This is a genomic window from Aeromicrobium chenweiae (genome assembly GCF_003065605.1).
In the GTDB taxonomy this organism is placed as follows: domain Bacteria; phylum Actinomycetota; class Actinomycetes; order Propionibacteriales; family Nocardioidaceae; genus Aeromicrobium; species Aeromicrobium chenweiae.
Window position 1 is genome coordinate 2,810,381 of the sequence record NZ_CP026952.1, and the last position, 15,291, is coordinate 2,825,671.

At 70.0% G+C, this 15,291-nt stretch carries 16 protein-coding genes; 12 read left to right on the forward strand and 4 right to left on the reverse strand.

What is annotated here, in order from left to right; all coding sequences use genetic code 11:
• Positions 1–88: 88 nt before the first annotated feature.
• Both C3E78_RS13595 and C3E78_RS13600 read left to right on the forward strand, forming a co-directional pair.
• Positions 89–733 carry a TetR/AcrR family transcriptional regulator gene (locus C3E78_RS13595; protein WP_199906827.1) on the forward strand — a complete coding sequence of 215 codons (645 nt, stop codon included), beginning with the start codon at positions 89–91 and terminating at the stop codon, positions 731–733.
• On the forward strand, positions 730–990 hold the full coding sequence (locus tag C3E78_RS13600) for a DUF3107 domain-containing protein (protein ID WP_328591569.1): 261 nt from the start codon (positions 730–732) through the stop codon (positions 988–990). Before C3E78_RS13595 ends, C3E78_RS13600 begins: the two co-directional genes overlap by 4 nt.
• A 13-nt stretch (positions 991–1,003) precedes the next feature.
• Here the strand turns inward: C3E78_RS13600 and C3E78_RS13605 are convergent, their stop codons facing one another.
• Positions 1,004–1,702 (reverse strand): ferritin-like fold-containing protein, encoded by a 699-nt coding sequence (locus C3E78_RS13605; RefSeq protein WP_108579245.1) that lies wholly within the window; start codon positions 1,700–1,702, stop codon positions 1,004–1,006.
• A gap of 114 nt (positions 1,703–1,816) precedes the next feature.
• Here C3E78_RS13605 and C3E78_RS13610 point away from each other — a divergent pair, with 114 nt between their 5' ends.
• A complete protein-coding gene (locus C3E78_RS13610; protein ID WP_108579247.1) occupies positions 1,817–3,229 on the forward strand; it encodes a DEAD/DEAH box helicase in 1,413 nt (470 codons plus the stop codon).
• Positions 3,230–3,287: 58 nt separating this feature from the next.
• On the opposite strand, the gene C3E78_RS13615 is transcribed toward C3E78_RS13610, so the two are convergent.
• Positions 3,288–3,998, reverse strand: a complete 711-nt coding sequence (locus C3E78_RS13615) for a L,D-transpeptidase (RefSeq protein WP_108579249.1) — start codon at positions 3,996–3,998, stop codon at positions 3,288–3,290.
• Between the two features lie 39 nt (positions 3,999–4,037).
• Positions 4,038–4,817, reverse strand: coding sequence for a ParA family protein (locus tag C3E78_RS13620; RefSeq protein WP_108579252.1), 780 nt, complete (start codon positions 4,815–4,817; stop codon positions 4,038–4,040).
• Positions 4,818–4,888: 71 nt separating this feature from the next.
• Between C3E78_RS13620 and C3E78_RS13625 the strand changes: the two genes are divergently transcribed.
• The 5 genes from C3E78_RS13625 (at position 4,889) to C3E78_RS13645 (ending at position 10,097) form a co-directional block, all read left to right on the forward strand.
• Positions 4,889–5,647 (forward strand): SDR family NAD(P)-dependent oxidoreductase, encoded by a 759-nt coding sequence (locus C3E78_RS13625; RefSeq protein WP_108579253.1) that lies wholly within the window; start codon positions 4,889–4,891, stop codon positions 5,645–5,647.
• Positions 5,644–6,471 carry an alpha/beta fold hydrolase gene (locus tag C3E78_RS13630; protein WP_108579255.1) on the forward strand — a complete coding sequence of 276 codons (828 nt, stop codon included), beginning with the start codon at positions 5,644–5,646 and terminating at the stop codon, positions 6,469–6,471. Before C3E78_RS13625 ends, C3E78_RS13630 begins: the two co-directional genes overlap by 4 nt.
• The gene (locus C3E78_RS13635; RefSeq protein WP_235833629.1) at positions 6,471–7,082 is read left to right on the forward strand and encodes a sulfite oxidase-like oxidoreductase; all 612 of its coding nucleotides are present in this window, start codon (positions 6,471–6,473) and stop codon (positions 7,080–7,082) included. The genes C3E78_RS13630 and C3E78_RS13635 overlap by 1 nt, the downstream gene beginning before the upstream one ends.
• Positions 7,079–7,804, forward strand: coding sequence for an FAD-binding oxidoreductase (locus C3E78_RS13640; RefSeq protein WP_108579257.1), 726 nt, complete (start codon positions 7,079–7,081; stop codon positions 7,802–7,804). The genes C3E78_RS13635 and C3E78_RS13640 overlap by 4 nt, the downstream gene beginning before the upstream one ends.
• 154 nt (positions 7,805–7,958) lie before the next feature.
• The gene (locus C3E78_RS13645) at positions 7,959–10,097 is read left to right on the forward strand and encodes a M14 family metallopeptidase (protein WP_108579259.1); all 2,139 of its coding nucleotides are present in this window, start codon (positions 7,959–7,961) and stop codon (positions 10,095–10,097) included.
• Between the two features lie 40 nt (positions 10,098–10,137).
• On the opposite strand, the gene C3E78_RS13650 is transcribed toward C3E78_RS13645, so the two are convergent.
• A complete protein-coding gene (locus C3E78_RS13650) occupies positions 10,138–10,371 on the reverse strand; it encodes a PHP domain-containing protein (RefSeq protein ID WP_108579261.1) in 234 nt (77 codons plus the stop codon).
• Positions 10,372–10,652: 281 nt separating this feature from the next.
• On the opposite strand from C3E78_RS13650, the gene C3E78_RS13655 reads away from it, so the two are divergent.
• The 4 genes from C3E78_RS13655 (at position 10,653) to C3E78_RS13670 (ending at position 15,251) form a co-directional block, all read left to right on the forward strand.
• Positions 10,653–12,137, forward strand: coding sequence for a hypothetical protein (locus C3E78_RS13655; RefSeq protein WP_108579263.1), 1,485 nt, complete (start codon positions 10,653–10,655; stop codon positions 12,135–12,137).
• 50 nt (positions 12,138–12,187) lie between these two features.
• Positions 12,188–12,967, forward strand: a complete 780-nt coding sequence (locus C3E78_RS13660; RefSeq protein ID WP_108579265.1) for an SDR family oxidoreductase — start codon at positions 12,188–12,190, stop codon at positions 12,965–12,967.
• A gap of 112 nt (positions 12,968–13,079) precedes the next feature.
• Positions 13,080–14,387 carry an MFS transporter gene (locus tag C3E78_RS13665; protein WP_168217182.1) on the forward strand — a complete coding sequence of 436 codons (1,308 nt, stop codon included), beginning with the start codon at positions 13,080–13,082 and terminating at the stop codon, positions 14,385–14,387.
• A 147-nt stretch (positions 14,388–14,534) separates the two neighbouring features.
• Positions 14,535–15,251 carry an iron-containing redox enzyme family protein gene (locus C3E78_RS13670; protein ID WP_108579269.1) on the forward strand — a complete coding sequence of 239 codons (717 nt, stop codon included), beginning with the start codon at positions 14,535–14,537 and terminating at the stop codon, positions 15,249–15,251.
• Positions 15,252–15,291 lie beyond the last annotated feature (40 nt).

The following is a 15,291-nucleotide window of genomic DNA, read 5'->3' on the forward strand; positions in this document are numbered from 1 at the left end:
AACGCCGGCACTGACCCCCATTGTTCCCGGTGCTGCCACGCGCCCCGCCTCCCGTCCGGATCGTGGGCGGGGCCAGTACGCTGATGACGTGACTGAAGCCATCCCGACGCGTGCGCGCACGAGCCGTCTCCCGCGCACCGCGCGCCGGGCCCAGCTGCTCGAGGTCGCGCTCGAGGTCTTCGTCGAGCAGGGCTACCACTCGGCGTCCATGGATGAGATCGCCGAACGCGCAGGGGTGTCCAAGCCGGTGCTCTACCAGCACTTCCCCGGCAAGCTCGATCTGTACCTCGCTCTCCTCGAGACGTCCTGCGACACCGTCATCGACGGCGTGCGCACGGCCCTCGCGTCCACCCAGGACAACCGCCGCCGCGTCCAGGCCACGATGGAGCTCTGGTACGACTACGTCGGCGACCGCGGTGCCGCGTTCCGCCTCGTGTTCGAGTCCGACCTCACGAGCGACCCGTCCGTGCGCGAGCAGGTCGACCGGGTCGTCGAGGAGTCGGCGGCGCTGGTCGCCGAGGTCATCCGTGACGACACCGGACTGCCCGACGCGGCCTCGCACCTGCTGGCCGTGAGCCTCGTGGGCATGGGCCACGTCGGGGCTCGCAACTGGCTCTCCCAGGACTCCAGCCTGACTCGCGACGAGGCCGTCCAGCTCGTCGCGGCCCTGGCCTGGCGTGGCATCGGCGGATTCCCCCGCAACGAAGACGACAACATGCAAGGAGATGAGTGACCGTGGAGGTCAAGATCGGCGTGCAGTACGCGCCCCGTGAGCTGTCCGTGTCGACCGAGGAGGAGCCGGCCGCCGTGCTGGCCCTGCTCGACCAGGCCATCAAGGACGGGACGGTGTTCACCCTGACCGACACCAAGGGCCGCACCGTCGCGGTCCCGGCCGAGAAGATCGCCTACCTCGACTTCACCTCCGACGTCGGCCGCAAGGTCGGCTTCGGGCTGGCGGCCAGCGAGGCCGCCACCGCAGCCTCGAAGTAGCAGGTCGCTCGCCCTACGGGGCGAGCCCCAGCTTGTCCATGCGAGCGGCGTGGGCCTCGGTGAGACGGGTGAACATGCGCCCGATCGCAGCGAGGTCCATGCCCGGGTGGTCGACCCCGCCCACGAGCACGGTGCTCAGCGCGTCGCGCTCCGCGACGACCATCTGGGCCTGGCTGAGCGCCTCACCCATCAGCCGGCGGCCCCACAGCGCGAGCCGTCCGCCCACCCGGTGGTCCTCGTCGATCGCCTGGCGGATCGCGTCGACCACGAACTCGGAGTGCCCGGTGCCGCTCAGCGTGTCGAGCACGAGCGTGCGGGTGTCGGGGTCGAGGTAGGCCGCGATCTCGCGGTAGAAGTCCGCGGCCAGGCCGTCGCCGACGTACGCCTTCACGAGCCCCTCGAGCCAGTCCGACGGCGTGGTCTGGCCGTGGAAGCGCTCGAACGTGGGGGCGAACGGCTGCATCACCGCGAACGGGTCCTCCCCCAGCTCGACGAGGCGGTCGCGCAGCTTCTCGAAGTGGTGGAACTCGGCGGTCGCCATGGCCGCGATCTCGACCTTGTGCTTGAGGTCGGGGGCCATCTTGGCGTCCTCCGCCAGCCGCTCGCACGCGCTGATCTCGCCGTACGCGAGCAGTCCCAACAGCTCGAGGACGCCCGTCCGGTAGACCGGATCATCCATCGTCGAGGGGGGCTGAACGTCGCTGGTGGCCATGACTGTGCAGCGTAGCGCGTGGGATGCCTCCGCCAGACGTTAGACTGGGAGTGGAAATCCCACGAATCTGAAGAATTCGAGAAGACCCTGACTACGTTCAAAGATCTGGGCGTCATGCCCGAGATCGCCGACGCACTCGTTGACGTCGGCATCATCGAAGCCTTTCCCATCCAGGAGATGACGCTCGGCGTCGCCCTCATGGGCACCGACCTCATCGGCCAGGCGCGCACCGGAACGGGCAAGACGCTGGCGTTCGGCATCCCCGTCATCCAGCGCACCGTCGCCCCGCACGACCCCGACTACGACCAGGTCGTCGCCGGCAAGCCCCAGGCGCTCATCGTCGCACCCACCCGTGAGCTCGCGATCCAGGTCGCCAGCGACATCGCGGTCGCGTCGAAGCGTCGCGGCACCCGCAACCTCACGATCTACGGCGGCGTTCCCTACGAGTCGCAGCTCGACGCGCTGGAGTCCGGCGTCGACATCGTCGTCGGCACGCCGGGACGTCTGCTCGACCTCGCCAACCGTGGCGCGCTCGATCTGTCCCACGTGAAGTCGCTCGTGCTCGACGAGGCCGACGAGATGCTCGACCTGGGCTTCCTGCCCGACGTCGAGTCGCTCCTGGCCAAGACGCCCGAGACGCGGCAGACGATGCTGTTCTCGGCGACCATGCCCGGCGCGATCGTCGGCCTGGCGCGCAAGCACATGCGCCACCCGATGAACATCCGCGCCGAGTCCGGTGACGACGACAGCCAGATGGTGCCGGCCACGGCGCAGTTCGTCTGGCAGGCGCACGACATGGACAAGCCCGAGATCGTGGGTCGCATCCTGCAGGCCGACGACGTGGGCCGCGTCATCATCTTCACGCGTACCAAGCGCACGGCGCAGCGCGTGGCCGACGAGCTCATCGACCGCGGCTTCCCCGCCTCGCCCCTGCACGGCGACATGGCGCAGCCGGCCCGCGAGAAGGCGCTGACCCGCTTCCGCGAGGGCAAGATCGACATCCTCGTCGCGACCGACGTCGCCGCCCGCGGCATCGACGTCGCCGGCATCACGCACGTCATCAACTACAACTGCCCCGAGGACGACAAGACGTACGTCCACCGGATCGGTCGCACCGGCCGCGCCGGCGCGTCGGGCATCGCCGTGACGTTCGTCGACTGGGCCGACATCACGCGATGGAAGCTCATCAACAAGGCGCTGGGCCTGCCGTTCGACGAGCCGGAGGAGACCTACTCCACGTCGGACCACCTGTTCCACGACCTCGGCATCGACCGCAACGTCAAGGGCCGCCTCAAGCCCGCGGCACCGCGCGAGCCCAAGAAGGACGACGACCGTGGCGGCCGTGGCCGCAGCGGCGGCGGTGGCCGTGGTGGCGACCGCGGCGGGCGCCCCGACCGTGGCTCCGGCGGCGGCGAGAAGCAGACCGAGTCCTCGTCGTCCGGCGAGGGCGCGACCCGCACCCCGCGCAAGCGCAACCGCAGCCGTACGCGTTCGCGTGGCGGCGACCCGGTCGCCAAGTCCGAGTAGCACCAGCAGCACCGACACGGTCCGTCCCTCAGGGACGGGCCGTTTCGGCGTCCCGGGGTCAGCGGGTGACGACGACCTTGGTGCCGACGGGGGCGAAGTCCCACAACGCGATCGCGTCGGGCTGCCACTGCCGGACGCAGCCGGCCGACAGACGCTGCCCCAGCTGGGCCTTGGTCTGCTCGAGCTTCCCGCTGTTGTCGCGGGGCACCGAGTGGAATCCGATCGGCTCGCTGAAGCCGGTCGCGAAGCGGACGAAGTACTCCATCGTGCCGCTGGCGTCGTACGCCGTGGCGTGACGGGTCTTGGACTGCACCTCGTACGAGCCGGGCTTGAGGTTCTCGAACTTGCTGCCCGAGACGCGGTACGTCCGCTCGACCTCTCCGTCGCCCTTGATCAGCCAGACCCGCTGGTCGCCCTGGTCGAACACGATGCGGCGACCCTGGCCGGACCCCGCCGGCGGGGCGGGATCGGCCGTGGCGCTGGCCGTCGCCGTCCGGCCGCCGGCCTGCACGGCCTCGTGCGATGCGCCGGTCCGGGCCTTCGTCGACGTGGACCCGGCCGTCGTGAAGACGTCGAGCGCAGCGGTCTCGATCGCCGAGGGGGTCGGCGTCGACCGAGGGGCCTGCTGCGCGGACGCCTGGCCGGCGGACACCTGCGGCAGCACGCCGACGGCCGCACCGCCCACGGCGATCGTGACGCCGAGGGCGAGAGCGAGTGCGCCGGCGCGACCGCGACGGGCCGCGAGTCGAGGAGCACGATGCTTGGACACGTGCCCATCCTAGCGAGGCGGCGGTCCCCCGCCCGCAGGTCAGGTGCCGGTCGTGGCCTTTGTCGGGCCGGACGACAGCAGGCCTGCGGCCACGTCGCGGTACGCCTGGGCGCCCTTGTGGTTGCGTGCGGTCGACAGCACGGACCGGCCGATGGCGGGTGCTTCGGCGAACTTGATCGTCTTGGGGATCGCGGGGAGCACGACCGGCAGGCCGTACGTCTCCTCGATCGCGGCCAGGACGTTCTGGGCGTGCTTGGTGCGCCCGTCGTACATCGTGGGCAGCACGCCGAGGATGTGCAGGCTCGGGTTGATGAACTGCCGCACGTCGTGGATCGTGTCGAGCAGCTGCCCGACGCCGCGGTGCGACAGCGTCTCGGCCTGCAGCGGGATCAGCACCTGGTGGGCCGCCGAGAGGGCCCCGACCGTGAGGACGCCGAGGGTCGGCGGGCAGTCGATGACGATCCAGTCGTAGTCGTCGGCGACCTTGTCGAGCGCGACCCGGAGGCGCTGCTCCCGTCCGGTGCGGCCCAGCAGGCTCTCCTCGGCCTGGGTCAGCGTGATGTTCGCCGGCAGCAGGTGCATCCCGTCGTCGGTGATCACGATCGCGTCGTCGGCCTGCTTGGTGCCGAGCAGGACCTCCGCGACGGTCACGTCGAGGTCCTCCGGGTCGATCCCCAGCGAGAACGTGAGGCTGCCCTGGGGGTCGACGTCGACGAGCAGGACGCGCTGCTTGAGCTCGGCGAGCGCGGCACCGAGGGACACGACGGTGGTCGTCTTCGCGACGCCACCCTTCTGGTTCGCCACTGCGATCGTCGTCACGCCGTCATTGTGTCACCGATGGGACCGGCCTGGACCTGCACGCGCGACGAGACGTTTGGCATGCTTGGTCCATGACACGTCGTGCGCTGGTCACCGGGGCAACATCAGGGATCGGCAACGCCTTCGCCAAGGAGCTGGCGAGGCGAGGGAACGACCTCGTGATCGTGGCCCGGACGACGGACAAGCTCGAGGCGATCGCGGCCGAGCTGCGCAGCAAGCACGGCGTCGAGGTCGACGTCGTCACGGCCGATCTCGCGACGTCCGAAGGGATGCAGGCGGCCTCCAACGCGCTGACCGACACGACCCGCCCGGTCGACCTCCTCGTCAACAACGCGGGAGCCTCGCTCGCCGGCTGGTTCGGCACGACGGACATCGCCGACGAGGACTACCAGCTCGACCTGCTGGTGCGGGCCCCCATGCATCTCATGGACGCCGCGATCAAGACGATGGCCGGCCGGGGCGGCGGCAAGATCATCAACGTCAGCAGCGTCGCGGCATTCACCCCGCGAGGCGTCTACTCCGCCCACAAGGCGTGGCTGCTCAACCTGTCGAGGTGGGCCGACATCCACTACGACGACGTCAACATCACCGTGCAGGCACTGTGTCCCGGCTTCGTCCGCACCGAGTTCCATCCCCGCGGCCAGATGGACGTGTCCAGCGTCCCCCGGTGGATGTGGCTGAAGGCCGACACGGTCGTCGCGGCCTCGTTGCGCGACCTCGACCGGGACAAGTCGGTGTCGATCCCGACGTTCCGCTACAAGGTCCTCGCGGGCCTCGCGCAGTACATGCCCAAGACCCTGGTCACCCGCATCGCCCGGCGCGGCCGATGAGCGTCCCCCGCACGCTGGAGCTGCCTGCCGGCGTGCGCAGCGCCGTGGTCGCAGGCCTCGACGGCGACGTCGCGACGCTGACCGCCTCCGCCACGGGCCCACGCCGTGGGCACGTGCTCCTCGTCCCCGGCTGGACCGGCAGCAAGGAGGACTTCACCCCGTTGCTGCCGCTGCTGGCGGACGCCGGCTACGACGTGATGGCGTACGACCAGGCCGGCCAGTACGAGAGCGCCCCGGCCGCGGACTACTCCCTCGAGCGCTACGCCGCGAACGCCCTGCACCTCAGCCGGTCGGCGAGCCCGGACGGCAGCCACGTGCTGGGCCACTCGTTCGGTGGCCTCGTCGCCCAGCAGGCCGCTCTCCTCGGGATGGCGGACCTCCGCAGCCTGAGCCTGCTCTGCACGGGTCCCGGCGCCCTCGGCGAGGACGCTCGACGCCCGCTGAGGAAGCTCGTCGCGGCGATCGGGCAGGTGCCGCTGCTGAGGCTGCACGAGATCCGCGAGCAGGGCGTCAAGCGTCCCGCCCAGATCACCTCGTTCCTGGCCAAGCGGTTCACCTCCAACGACCCGCGGTCGCTCCGCGCCATGACCCAGCTGCTCATCGACGCCCCCGACGTCGTCGAGCAGGTCGTGGCCACCGGCCTGCCCGTCTGGGTGGGCCGCGGGGCCGACGACGACGCCTGGCCGCACGACGTCCAGGCCGACATGGCCCGACGACTCCGGACCGAGGTCCACGTCGTCCCCGACTCGGCGCACTCCCCTGCCGTCGAGAACCCTGCAGCCCTGGTCGACCTGTGGCTGCCGTTCCTGAAGGAGCACAGCTGATGGCCATCACCCGTGGATTCACCGGACGCCCCCGCCGCGGGGGCAATGACCGCCTGCCGCCGGGGCAGTACGACACCGGCGCCGGCTGGCCGGTCCTGACCGCAGAGCTCACCCCGCAGATCGACGTCGACGAGTGGACGATGACGATCGACGGCCTGGTCGACCAGCCGACGACCTGGGACTGGCGCGGCATCCATGCGCTGCCGAGCGACTCGTACTTCGGCGACATCCACTGCGTCACGACGTGGTCGAAGTTCGACACGACGTTCTCCGGCGTCAGCCTCGACTCGCTGCTGGAGGTCACGGGGGTCAGGCCGGAGGCCACGCACGTGTTCGCGACCTCCACGACGGGCTACACGACCAACCTGCCGCTCGCGGACATCACGGACGGCAAGGCGTGGATCGTGTGGGACTTCGACGGCAAGCCGCTGACGCCCGAGCACGGCGGCCCGGTGCGCCTCCTCGTGCCGCACCTGTACTTCTGGAAGTCCGCGAAGTGGATCACCCGGATCGAGCTGCGTGACCACGACGAGCAGGGCTTCTGGGAGCGCAACGGCTACCACGACCGTGGCGACCCGTGGCTCGAGCAGCGCTACCAGGGCGACGCATGACGGAGGTTGAGCCCTCCCCTGTCGCGAGCTCGTGGACGACGGCCGTCGTGCGGGAGGTCGAGCGCTTCGGCGACACGTACGTGAAGCTGCGCCTCGACGTGGCGAACCGGACGCCGCACGTGCCCGGGCAGCACTACGTGGTCCGCCTGCGGGCACCCGATGGCTACACGGCCCAGCGGTCCTACTCGATCGCGTCCGACCCCGAGGACCCGCTCGTCGAGCTCATGGTCGAGTGCCTCCCCCGCGGTGAGGTGTCCTCGTTCCTGCACGACGTGGTCGAGGTGGGTGACGAGCTGGAGGTCCGCGGCCCGATCGGGCGCTGGTTCGTGTGGGGCGGCACCACGCCGTCGCTGTGCGTGGCCGGCGGCTCCGGCATCGTGCCGTTCGTGTCGATGCTGAGGTTCGCCCGCCGCACCGGCACCGAGCCCCTGCTCCGCATCGCCGCGTCGGCCCAGACCCGCGCCCGGCTGCCGTACATCGACGAGCTCGAGGAGTACGGCGCGTTCATCGCCCTCACCCGGGAGAACCACGTGCAGACGAACGGCACCGAACGCGTCGCGGCACACATCTACCCCGACGAGATCGTGCCGCTGGCCGACGGCATCGAACGCGCCTACGTGTGCGGGTCGGTCGGCTTCGTCAGCTTCGTCGGACGCATCCTCGGCGAGGCGGGCGTCCGCAGCGACACGGTCCGCGTCGAGCAGTTCGGCCCCACGAGCTGAACAACCCGCCCAACGGCGTGGTGGATCTCGAGGTCGGTGCAGGGTCCGTGTCTGCCGCGGTACCCCTTGCCATTCCAGGACAGCAGTCCTAGGTTGCGAGGAGAGTCCTCGGCAGGTACTCGGCCTCTCGTGGCACTCTCCTCGGGAGGCAGCCATGTCCAACGACCACGTCCGTCCCACCCGCGCCGCACGACCCCCGCGTCGGGGACGTCTTGCCGCCGTCGCCGGGCTCGGTGCCCTGACCCTGGTCGCGACAGCGCTCGCGACCACCCAGGCGAGCGCCGCGCCGGACGAACCGCTCGTCGGTTCCAGCCGCGACCAGACCGGCAAGGTCCAGGTCGTCCACGTCGAGGCACCCACTCCGGCGGCACGGACCAAGGTCAGCAAGCTCGGGCTGGACATGACCGAGCACGGCGACGCCACCGGTGTCGAGGTCGTGCTGCACGGCAGCAAGGACGCCGCCCGGCTCCGCGGTGCCGGCTTCGACTGGAAGGTGACGATCCCCGACCTGCAGGCACGGATGGAGGCCAACCAGGCCAAGGACCGGCGCTACGACGCGGCGACCGCGCAGTCGCCGCTCCCGAGCGGCCGCACCGCCTACCGCAACCTCGATGACTACAACCGCGAGATGAGCCGGCTGGCCCAGCGCTACCCCAACCTGGTGAAGCCGCTGACCCTGCGCAACCGCTCGATCGAGGGCCGCCCGGTCCGCGGCATCGAGATCACCACCAACGCCCGTCAGGTCAACGACGGCAAGCCGGCCTTCTTGATGCTCGGTGCCCACCACGCGCGGGAGTGGCCCTCCGCGGAGCACGCGATGGAGTTCGCCTATGACCTGGTCGAGAACTACCGCACCGACGCGCGCACCCGTCGCATCGTCCAGCGCTCGCGGACCATCGTCGTGCCGGTCGTCAACGTCGACGGCTTCGTCGTCTCCCGAACTGCCGCACCCCTGGGCGACTTCAGCGCGTTCGACTACGAGATGAAGCGCAAGAACTGCTCGATCTCGGTGCAGACGCCGGCGGACCGTCGCGGTGGCACCTGTGCCGACAACCCCGCCGGGCGGCTGCGCGGCACCGACCTCAACCGCAACTACCCCGGTTTCTGGGGTGGCGCCGGCGCGAGCGCGCTGTGGTCCTCCGACACCTTCCGCGGCGACGGGCCCGGGTCCGAGCCGGAGGTCGACAACATCCGTCGCCTGGTCTCCGAGCGCCAGGTCACCAACCTGATCACCAACCACACCTACGGCAACCTGGTGCTGCGACCGCCGTCGATCCGCTCGACCGGCCTCTCCCCCGACGAGCCGGCCTACCGCGCACTCGGCGAGGACATGACCGACGCCAACGGCTACGCCAACTGGGCCTCGTTCCAGCTCTACGACACCTCCGGCTCCACCGAGGACTGGAGCTACTGGAACACCGGCGGGCTCGGTTTCACCTTCGAGATCGGACCCGATGAGTTCCATCCACCGTTCCAGCAGGGCGTGGTCAACGAGTACCTCGGCCTGGCACCGTCCGCAGGCGCGGGCTACGGCGGCAACCGCGAGGCCTACTACGTGATGGCCGAGGCCACGGTGAACGCCGGACTGCACTCCACCATCGTCGGCAGCACCCGTCCGAACCGGAAGCTGACCGTGAGCAAGTCGTTCATCACGGCCACCTCGCCGGTGATCCAGACCGACGGATCGACCGGCGCACCACGCTACTACCGAGACAACCTCGCCTCGAGCTACGAGACGAAGGGCGGACAGTTCCGCTGGGCGGTGAACCCGTCCACCCGGCCTCTGGTGGTGGGACGTTACGGCCGTGACCCGCAGGGTCCCCCGCAGCCGAGCCAGGCACTCGTCAACCCGGCGGGCACCCCGGCAGAGGGCACGTACGAGACCGCGACCTTCACCGTGGCCGGGCAGCCGTCCTACGACAACGGGACCGCCACGGTCGTGATCGACTGGCCTGACGCCCAGGTGGACTGGGACGTCGAGATCTTCGACTCCCGGGGCCGGCCGGTCGCGAGCGCGGCCACGCTGGCCGACCCCGAGCAGGCGGTGCTGATCGATCCGGCGCCGGGCACCTACACGGTCCGGTTGATCAACTACGGCGGTGGCGCCACCTCGGACTGGACCGGGCGGGTCGACTACGCGTCCCCCACCCCCGGCACCTACTCCGGGCTCAAGGAGGCGTGGAACCTCACCTGCAGCAACCGCAACGGTCGCGTGCTCTCCACCCGGGAGGTCGTCGTCGACCGCGGTGAGACCGTCCGCGTCGGGGACCCCTGCACGAGGAAGGGCCGCTAGCAGCGCCGTCCTGGCCGGGTCGTACGCCGGGTCGAGCCCCTCAACGCCTGGAGTCCGCTCGTGGCGCGGAGGGGCTCGACCCGGTGATCACGAGGTCGAGGTCGTTGTGGTCGACCTCGATGCCGTCGAGACCCGCCTCAGCGAGCGCCTCGAACGCGTCGCCAGTCAGCACCTTGTCACTGCCACGCGACCACGGGTGGGCCACCACGGTCTTCCCGCCGGCAGTCTTGAGCAGCCCGACGGCCTCCAGCAGCGGCGCGGCGTATCGCCCCACGTTCGCCTCGCCGCCGGACCGGCGGCGACAGCCGGTCGCCCCTCGATTCACCCCAGTATTACGGGGTCTGACCTGGTTGAGAAGCGAGATGAAGGCTGAGTTAAATCGTGCTGCACATCGCACAGTTTCGATGCGCTGGGTTGTGCACAGAGTTCATTGACCGGGTGCGCCCTCGGACCCAGACTGGGTCACCATTACCGAGGCACCCGACCGTGGGGCCCCGCTCAAAGAGAGGTCCTCCGTTGGAACTCACATCGGCGCATTGGATTTACCTCATCGGCATGACGGTCATCATCGCCGTCATGGTGTGCAGGCAGAACGTGGTCGTCCCGGCCGTGGCCGCGACCTTCTTGACGGCGTGGGCATACACCGGGAACCTCGCCAGCGGCTTGTCCTCCGTGTTCAACGCCAGCCTCACCGCGGCGTCTGAGCTGTTCAGCATCTTCTTGATCATCGCCCTCATCACGGCGCTCCTTGGTTCGCTTCGGGCGATGGGTGCCGACAAGCGGATGGTGATGCCGTTCCAGAAGACGATGCGGACGGGGACGGTCGCCTTCTTCGTGATCTTCACCGTCACCTACTTCATCAGCCTGTTCTTCTGGCCGACTCCGGCGGTGCCGCTGATCGGTGCCATCCTGCTCCCCGCAGCGATCCGTGCCGGTCTTCCCGCCATGGCAGGCGCGATGGCGATCGCGATCGCGGGGCAGGGCATGGCGCTCTCCAGCGACTACGTCATCCAGGTCGCGCCCGGACTGTCCGCAGCTGGCGCCGGGGTCGACACCGGGACCGTGGCCGACCGCGCCCTGGTCCTCTCGCTGGTCACCGGTCTGGTGGCGATCGCCATCGTGTTCCTGCGGATCCGCTCGCAGATCAAGAAGCCCGACGTCGCGCTGCTCACGGAGTGGGAGCAGACCGTCGTGAGCGGCGAGGAGGTGTACGTGGAGGAGCGCGCGGTCGTCACCGCCGGTGGCGGCGACGACGGCTCAGCCGACGTCCCGGCCTCGGGCGGCGGAGGCTCGTCGCGAAGCCAGGACCTCGGTGAGGCCGCCGGCGCCCCCGTCAAGCGCGCCCAGTTCTTCGCGGTCCTGGTCCCGCTGGTGTTCATCGCTGTGGTCGCTTACATGATCCTCGGCAAGTTCACGGACTACGTGCCGGAGACGAGCGGCGGCGACGCAGCCGGCCTCGTCGGCGGCACGGCAGCAGTGCTGCTGCTCGTGGCGACCATGACACTCGACGGCAGGGGCTGCCTCGAGACGTGCTCCACGCACGTGGTGGACGGACTGGTCTTCGCCTTCAAGGCGATGGGCGTGGTCATCCCGATCGCTGGCTTCTTCTTCATCGGCAACTCCGACTTCGCCGGCCGCATCATGGGGCTCGACGAGGGCGAGAAGGCCCCCGGCTTCCTCTTCGATCTGGTGTCCTCGGTGCAGCACCTCATCCCCGAGGCGCCGCTCTTCATGGGTCTTGGCCTCCTGCTCATCGGCATGGCCACAGGGCTCGACGGGTCCGGGTTCTCCGGCCTTCCGCTGACCGGCTCGCTATCCGGTGCGCTCGGCCCCGCCAGCGGCGTGGACCCCGAGACGCTGGCAGCGATCGGTCAGATGGGCGCCATCTGGACCGGCGGCGGAACCCTGATCGCGTGGTCGTCGCTCCTGGCGGTCGCCGGGTTTGCGCGAGTTCCCGTGCTGGAGCTGGTCAGGAACCTCTTCCTGCCGGTCGTCGCCGGACTGCTCACTGCCACGGTGGTCGCGGTCATCATCTTCTGACTCGACAGCACCTCATGGCCTGGCCGGTCTGAACGGCCCGAAGGAAAGGGATGATCGGCATGGACCTGGGTATGCACGATGCGAGGGCACTGGTGCTGGGCTCGACGTCCGGCCTGGGGCACGCAGTGGCCGCGGCGCTCGTGGCCGAGGGCGCCTCCGTGGCGGTGTCGGGCCGGGACTCCTCCCGGGCCGACGCCGCTGCGGCGGCCATGGGAGCGACGGCCTCCGTCGCGGTTGACCTCTCGGTGCCGGGGGCCGGTCAGCGGGTGGTGGCCGAGGCCGTTGCGAAGCTGGGCGGTCTCGACATCTGCGTGGTGAACACCGGGGGCGGCACACCCGGCGGGCTGGTCGGGACCACCGACGAGGACACCCTGGCCGCGTATCACTCGATGCTTCGGCCGACCCTGGAGATCGCTCGCGCAGCGGCTCCGCACCTCGCCACGTCGGGACGAGGGCGGCTGGTGTTCCTGACGGCGCGATCCGTCCTCGAGGCGACACCCGACCTGGCATTGTCCTCCGTCATGCGCAGCGGCGTCACCGCCGCAGCCCGCTCTCTCGCGATCGAGCTCGCGCCAGACGTGCTCGTGACCGTCGTCGGCACCGGCCAGTTCGAGACCCAAGCGCTGGCGCGCTTCGAGGCGCACCGCGCGGAGACCGAAGGACTCCCGGTCGAGGAGATCCGCCGCGACCACGTGAGCGGCATCCCCCTCGGCCGGGTCGGCGCGCCCAGCGAGCTCGCCGATGTCGTAGCATTCCTCTGCTCCAGCCGCGCGTCGTTCGTGACAGGCTGTGTCGTGCGGGTCGACGGAGGCGCGGTCCGGGGCTTCTGACATCGGCCTCCCGGCGAGCGTCTCGCCCTTGACCTGTAGGAGGTCTGCTGTGCCAGGCTTCCGATCGCCATCCCCCGGCGCGGCAACGAGGTACTCATTGCTGGGTGCGACCGTGCTGGGCACCATGGCGAACAACATCATCAGCGTCCCCTTGAACACCATCGCGGAGGACCTGGACCGCCCCGTCGCCTCGACGGTCCTCGCGGTCAGCGCCTTCATCATCGTGCTGGCCGTGGCGATTCCCGTGGCCGGCTGGGTGGGTGATCGCCTGGGCAGACGTCGCGTCCTCCTCGCCGCCCTGCTGCTCATGGTGGTCGGCCAGGCGCTGGCTTCCCTCGCACCCGGTCTCGAGCTGCTGATCGCCGCGCGGGCGGTCCAGGGGCTCGCCTGCTCGGCCATCCCGCCCATGGTGATGGGCATGTTGGTGACGTTCTTCCCCGGGCAGCGCCTGCGGGTGATGGGCGCCTGGGCCGCCGCGAACGGGGCCGGTCAGGCGCTCGGTCCGCCGATCGGTGGACTGATCGCCGACGCGGCCGGCTGGCGGTCGATCTTCGTGCTGATGTGCGTGCTCTCCCTGGTCGCCTTCGTGGCGGTCGCCCGATCAGTCCCCTCGGCGCCGGGGCACCGGGAGCGGTTCGACCTTCCCGGGGCCCTCCTGCTCTCCAGCGGGATGACGCTGCTCCTCGTCGCCGTCACCTCGGTCAGCCTGCCGGGCGCGCGGCTGGCGCTGATCGGCGGGCTCGCCGCGATCGGGCTGGTGCTGCTGCTGCTGTTCGTGGCCGTCTCCGCCAGGAACCCCCACGCGATGCTGCCCCCGCACCTGTTGTTCGAGACCCGATTCCTGAGGAGCTCGCTCGCGGCATTCGTGCAGATGTTCATGCTGGGCACCGCTCTGGTGGCGGTGCCGCTCCATCTCACGGGCCCCCTCCACATGTCGTCGTGGCACGCGGGTCTGCTGTTCTTCCAGCTGCCGGTCGTGATGGTCCTGCTCGCCCCGTGGGTCGGGCGGGCCGCCGCTCGATGGAGCCCGCGGCTGATCCTGCGGATCGGCCTGCTGACCCTGGTGGTCGGTGGAGCACTCGCCGGTGTGGTGGGCGAGGAGGCCGACGGCACCTGGGCGACCTGGCTGATCTCGGCGGTGCTGCTGGTGCTGGGTGCCGGGATGGCGCTCGTCCAGACGCCCGCCGCGGCCGGGGCGACGCGCTCCCCGGCCGGAGGCCGAGGTGCTGCCCTCGGCGCGTTCAGCATGTTGCGGTTCTCTGGCTCCGCCGCGGGGACGGCCTGGGTCGCCATCGGGTACCACCACGGCCTGCTGGCGCTCTTCCTGTTCGCCGCCGCCGTCGTCACCATCGGCCTGGCCGTCACCTTCGTCGGACCGGACCCGCACGATGACCCCGCATCGGCAGAGCCCGCGTACTGACCGTTAGTCACTATGCCCGCGATTAGCGGTTGTTCATGTGCATTGTGACTGTAGACCCCAGCGCCGCGGCCCGGCAGCATGAATGACGTCAGACACCCAGGCCAGTCAGGCACTTCGCCCGGCTGCACATCCCGGAAGGGCCGGCACATGACCGAACTGCTCTCTCACGAAGATTTCCGCGCCGCACTCGAGGACGCGATCAAGGGCCGCGAGGCCTCCAACGCCTCGTTCAGCAAGGCCTGGGCCGATGGCAAGCTCGAACGTCGGCACTTTGCCCGCTGGGCCGAGAACCACTTCAACTATGTCGGACCGTTCGCGGACTACCTGGCGTACATCTACGCCAACACCCCGGACCACATGACCGACGCCAAGGACTTCCTCCTGCAGAACATGTATGAGGAGGAGCTCGCCGACATCCGGCACACCGACCTGCTGGTCCGCTTCGGCGAGGTCTGCGGGACGACCCGTGAGGCGATCGAGGACCCCAACACGTGCAACGCTGTCACCCGCGGACTCCAGGCATGGTGCTACGCGACCGCGATGCGGGAGCACTACGTCGTCGCGACCGCGGCGCTCGTGGTCGGGCTCGAGTCGCAGGTGCCCGCGATCTACACGAAGCAGATCGTCCCCCTCCGCGAGGTCTACAAGTTCACCGAGGACGAGATCGAGTTCTTCGACCTCCACATCACCTCCGACGTGGTGCACGGCGAGCGCGGCTACCAGATCGTGCTGGAGGGCGCCGACACGCCGTACCTGCAGCAGCGTTGCCTGCAGTTCGTGCGCTGGGGCGCGGAGATGCGCTTCAGCTACACCAAGGCTCTCTACGACACGTACGTCGCGCCCGACCTGCAGCCCGTCTCGTAGTCGCACACCCTGGTCCCGGGCGCGGCCGGTCGCCGGCCGC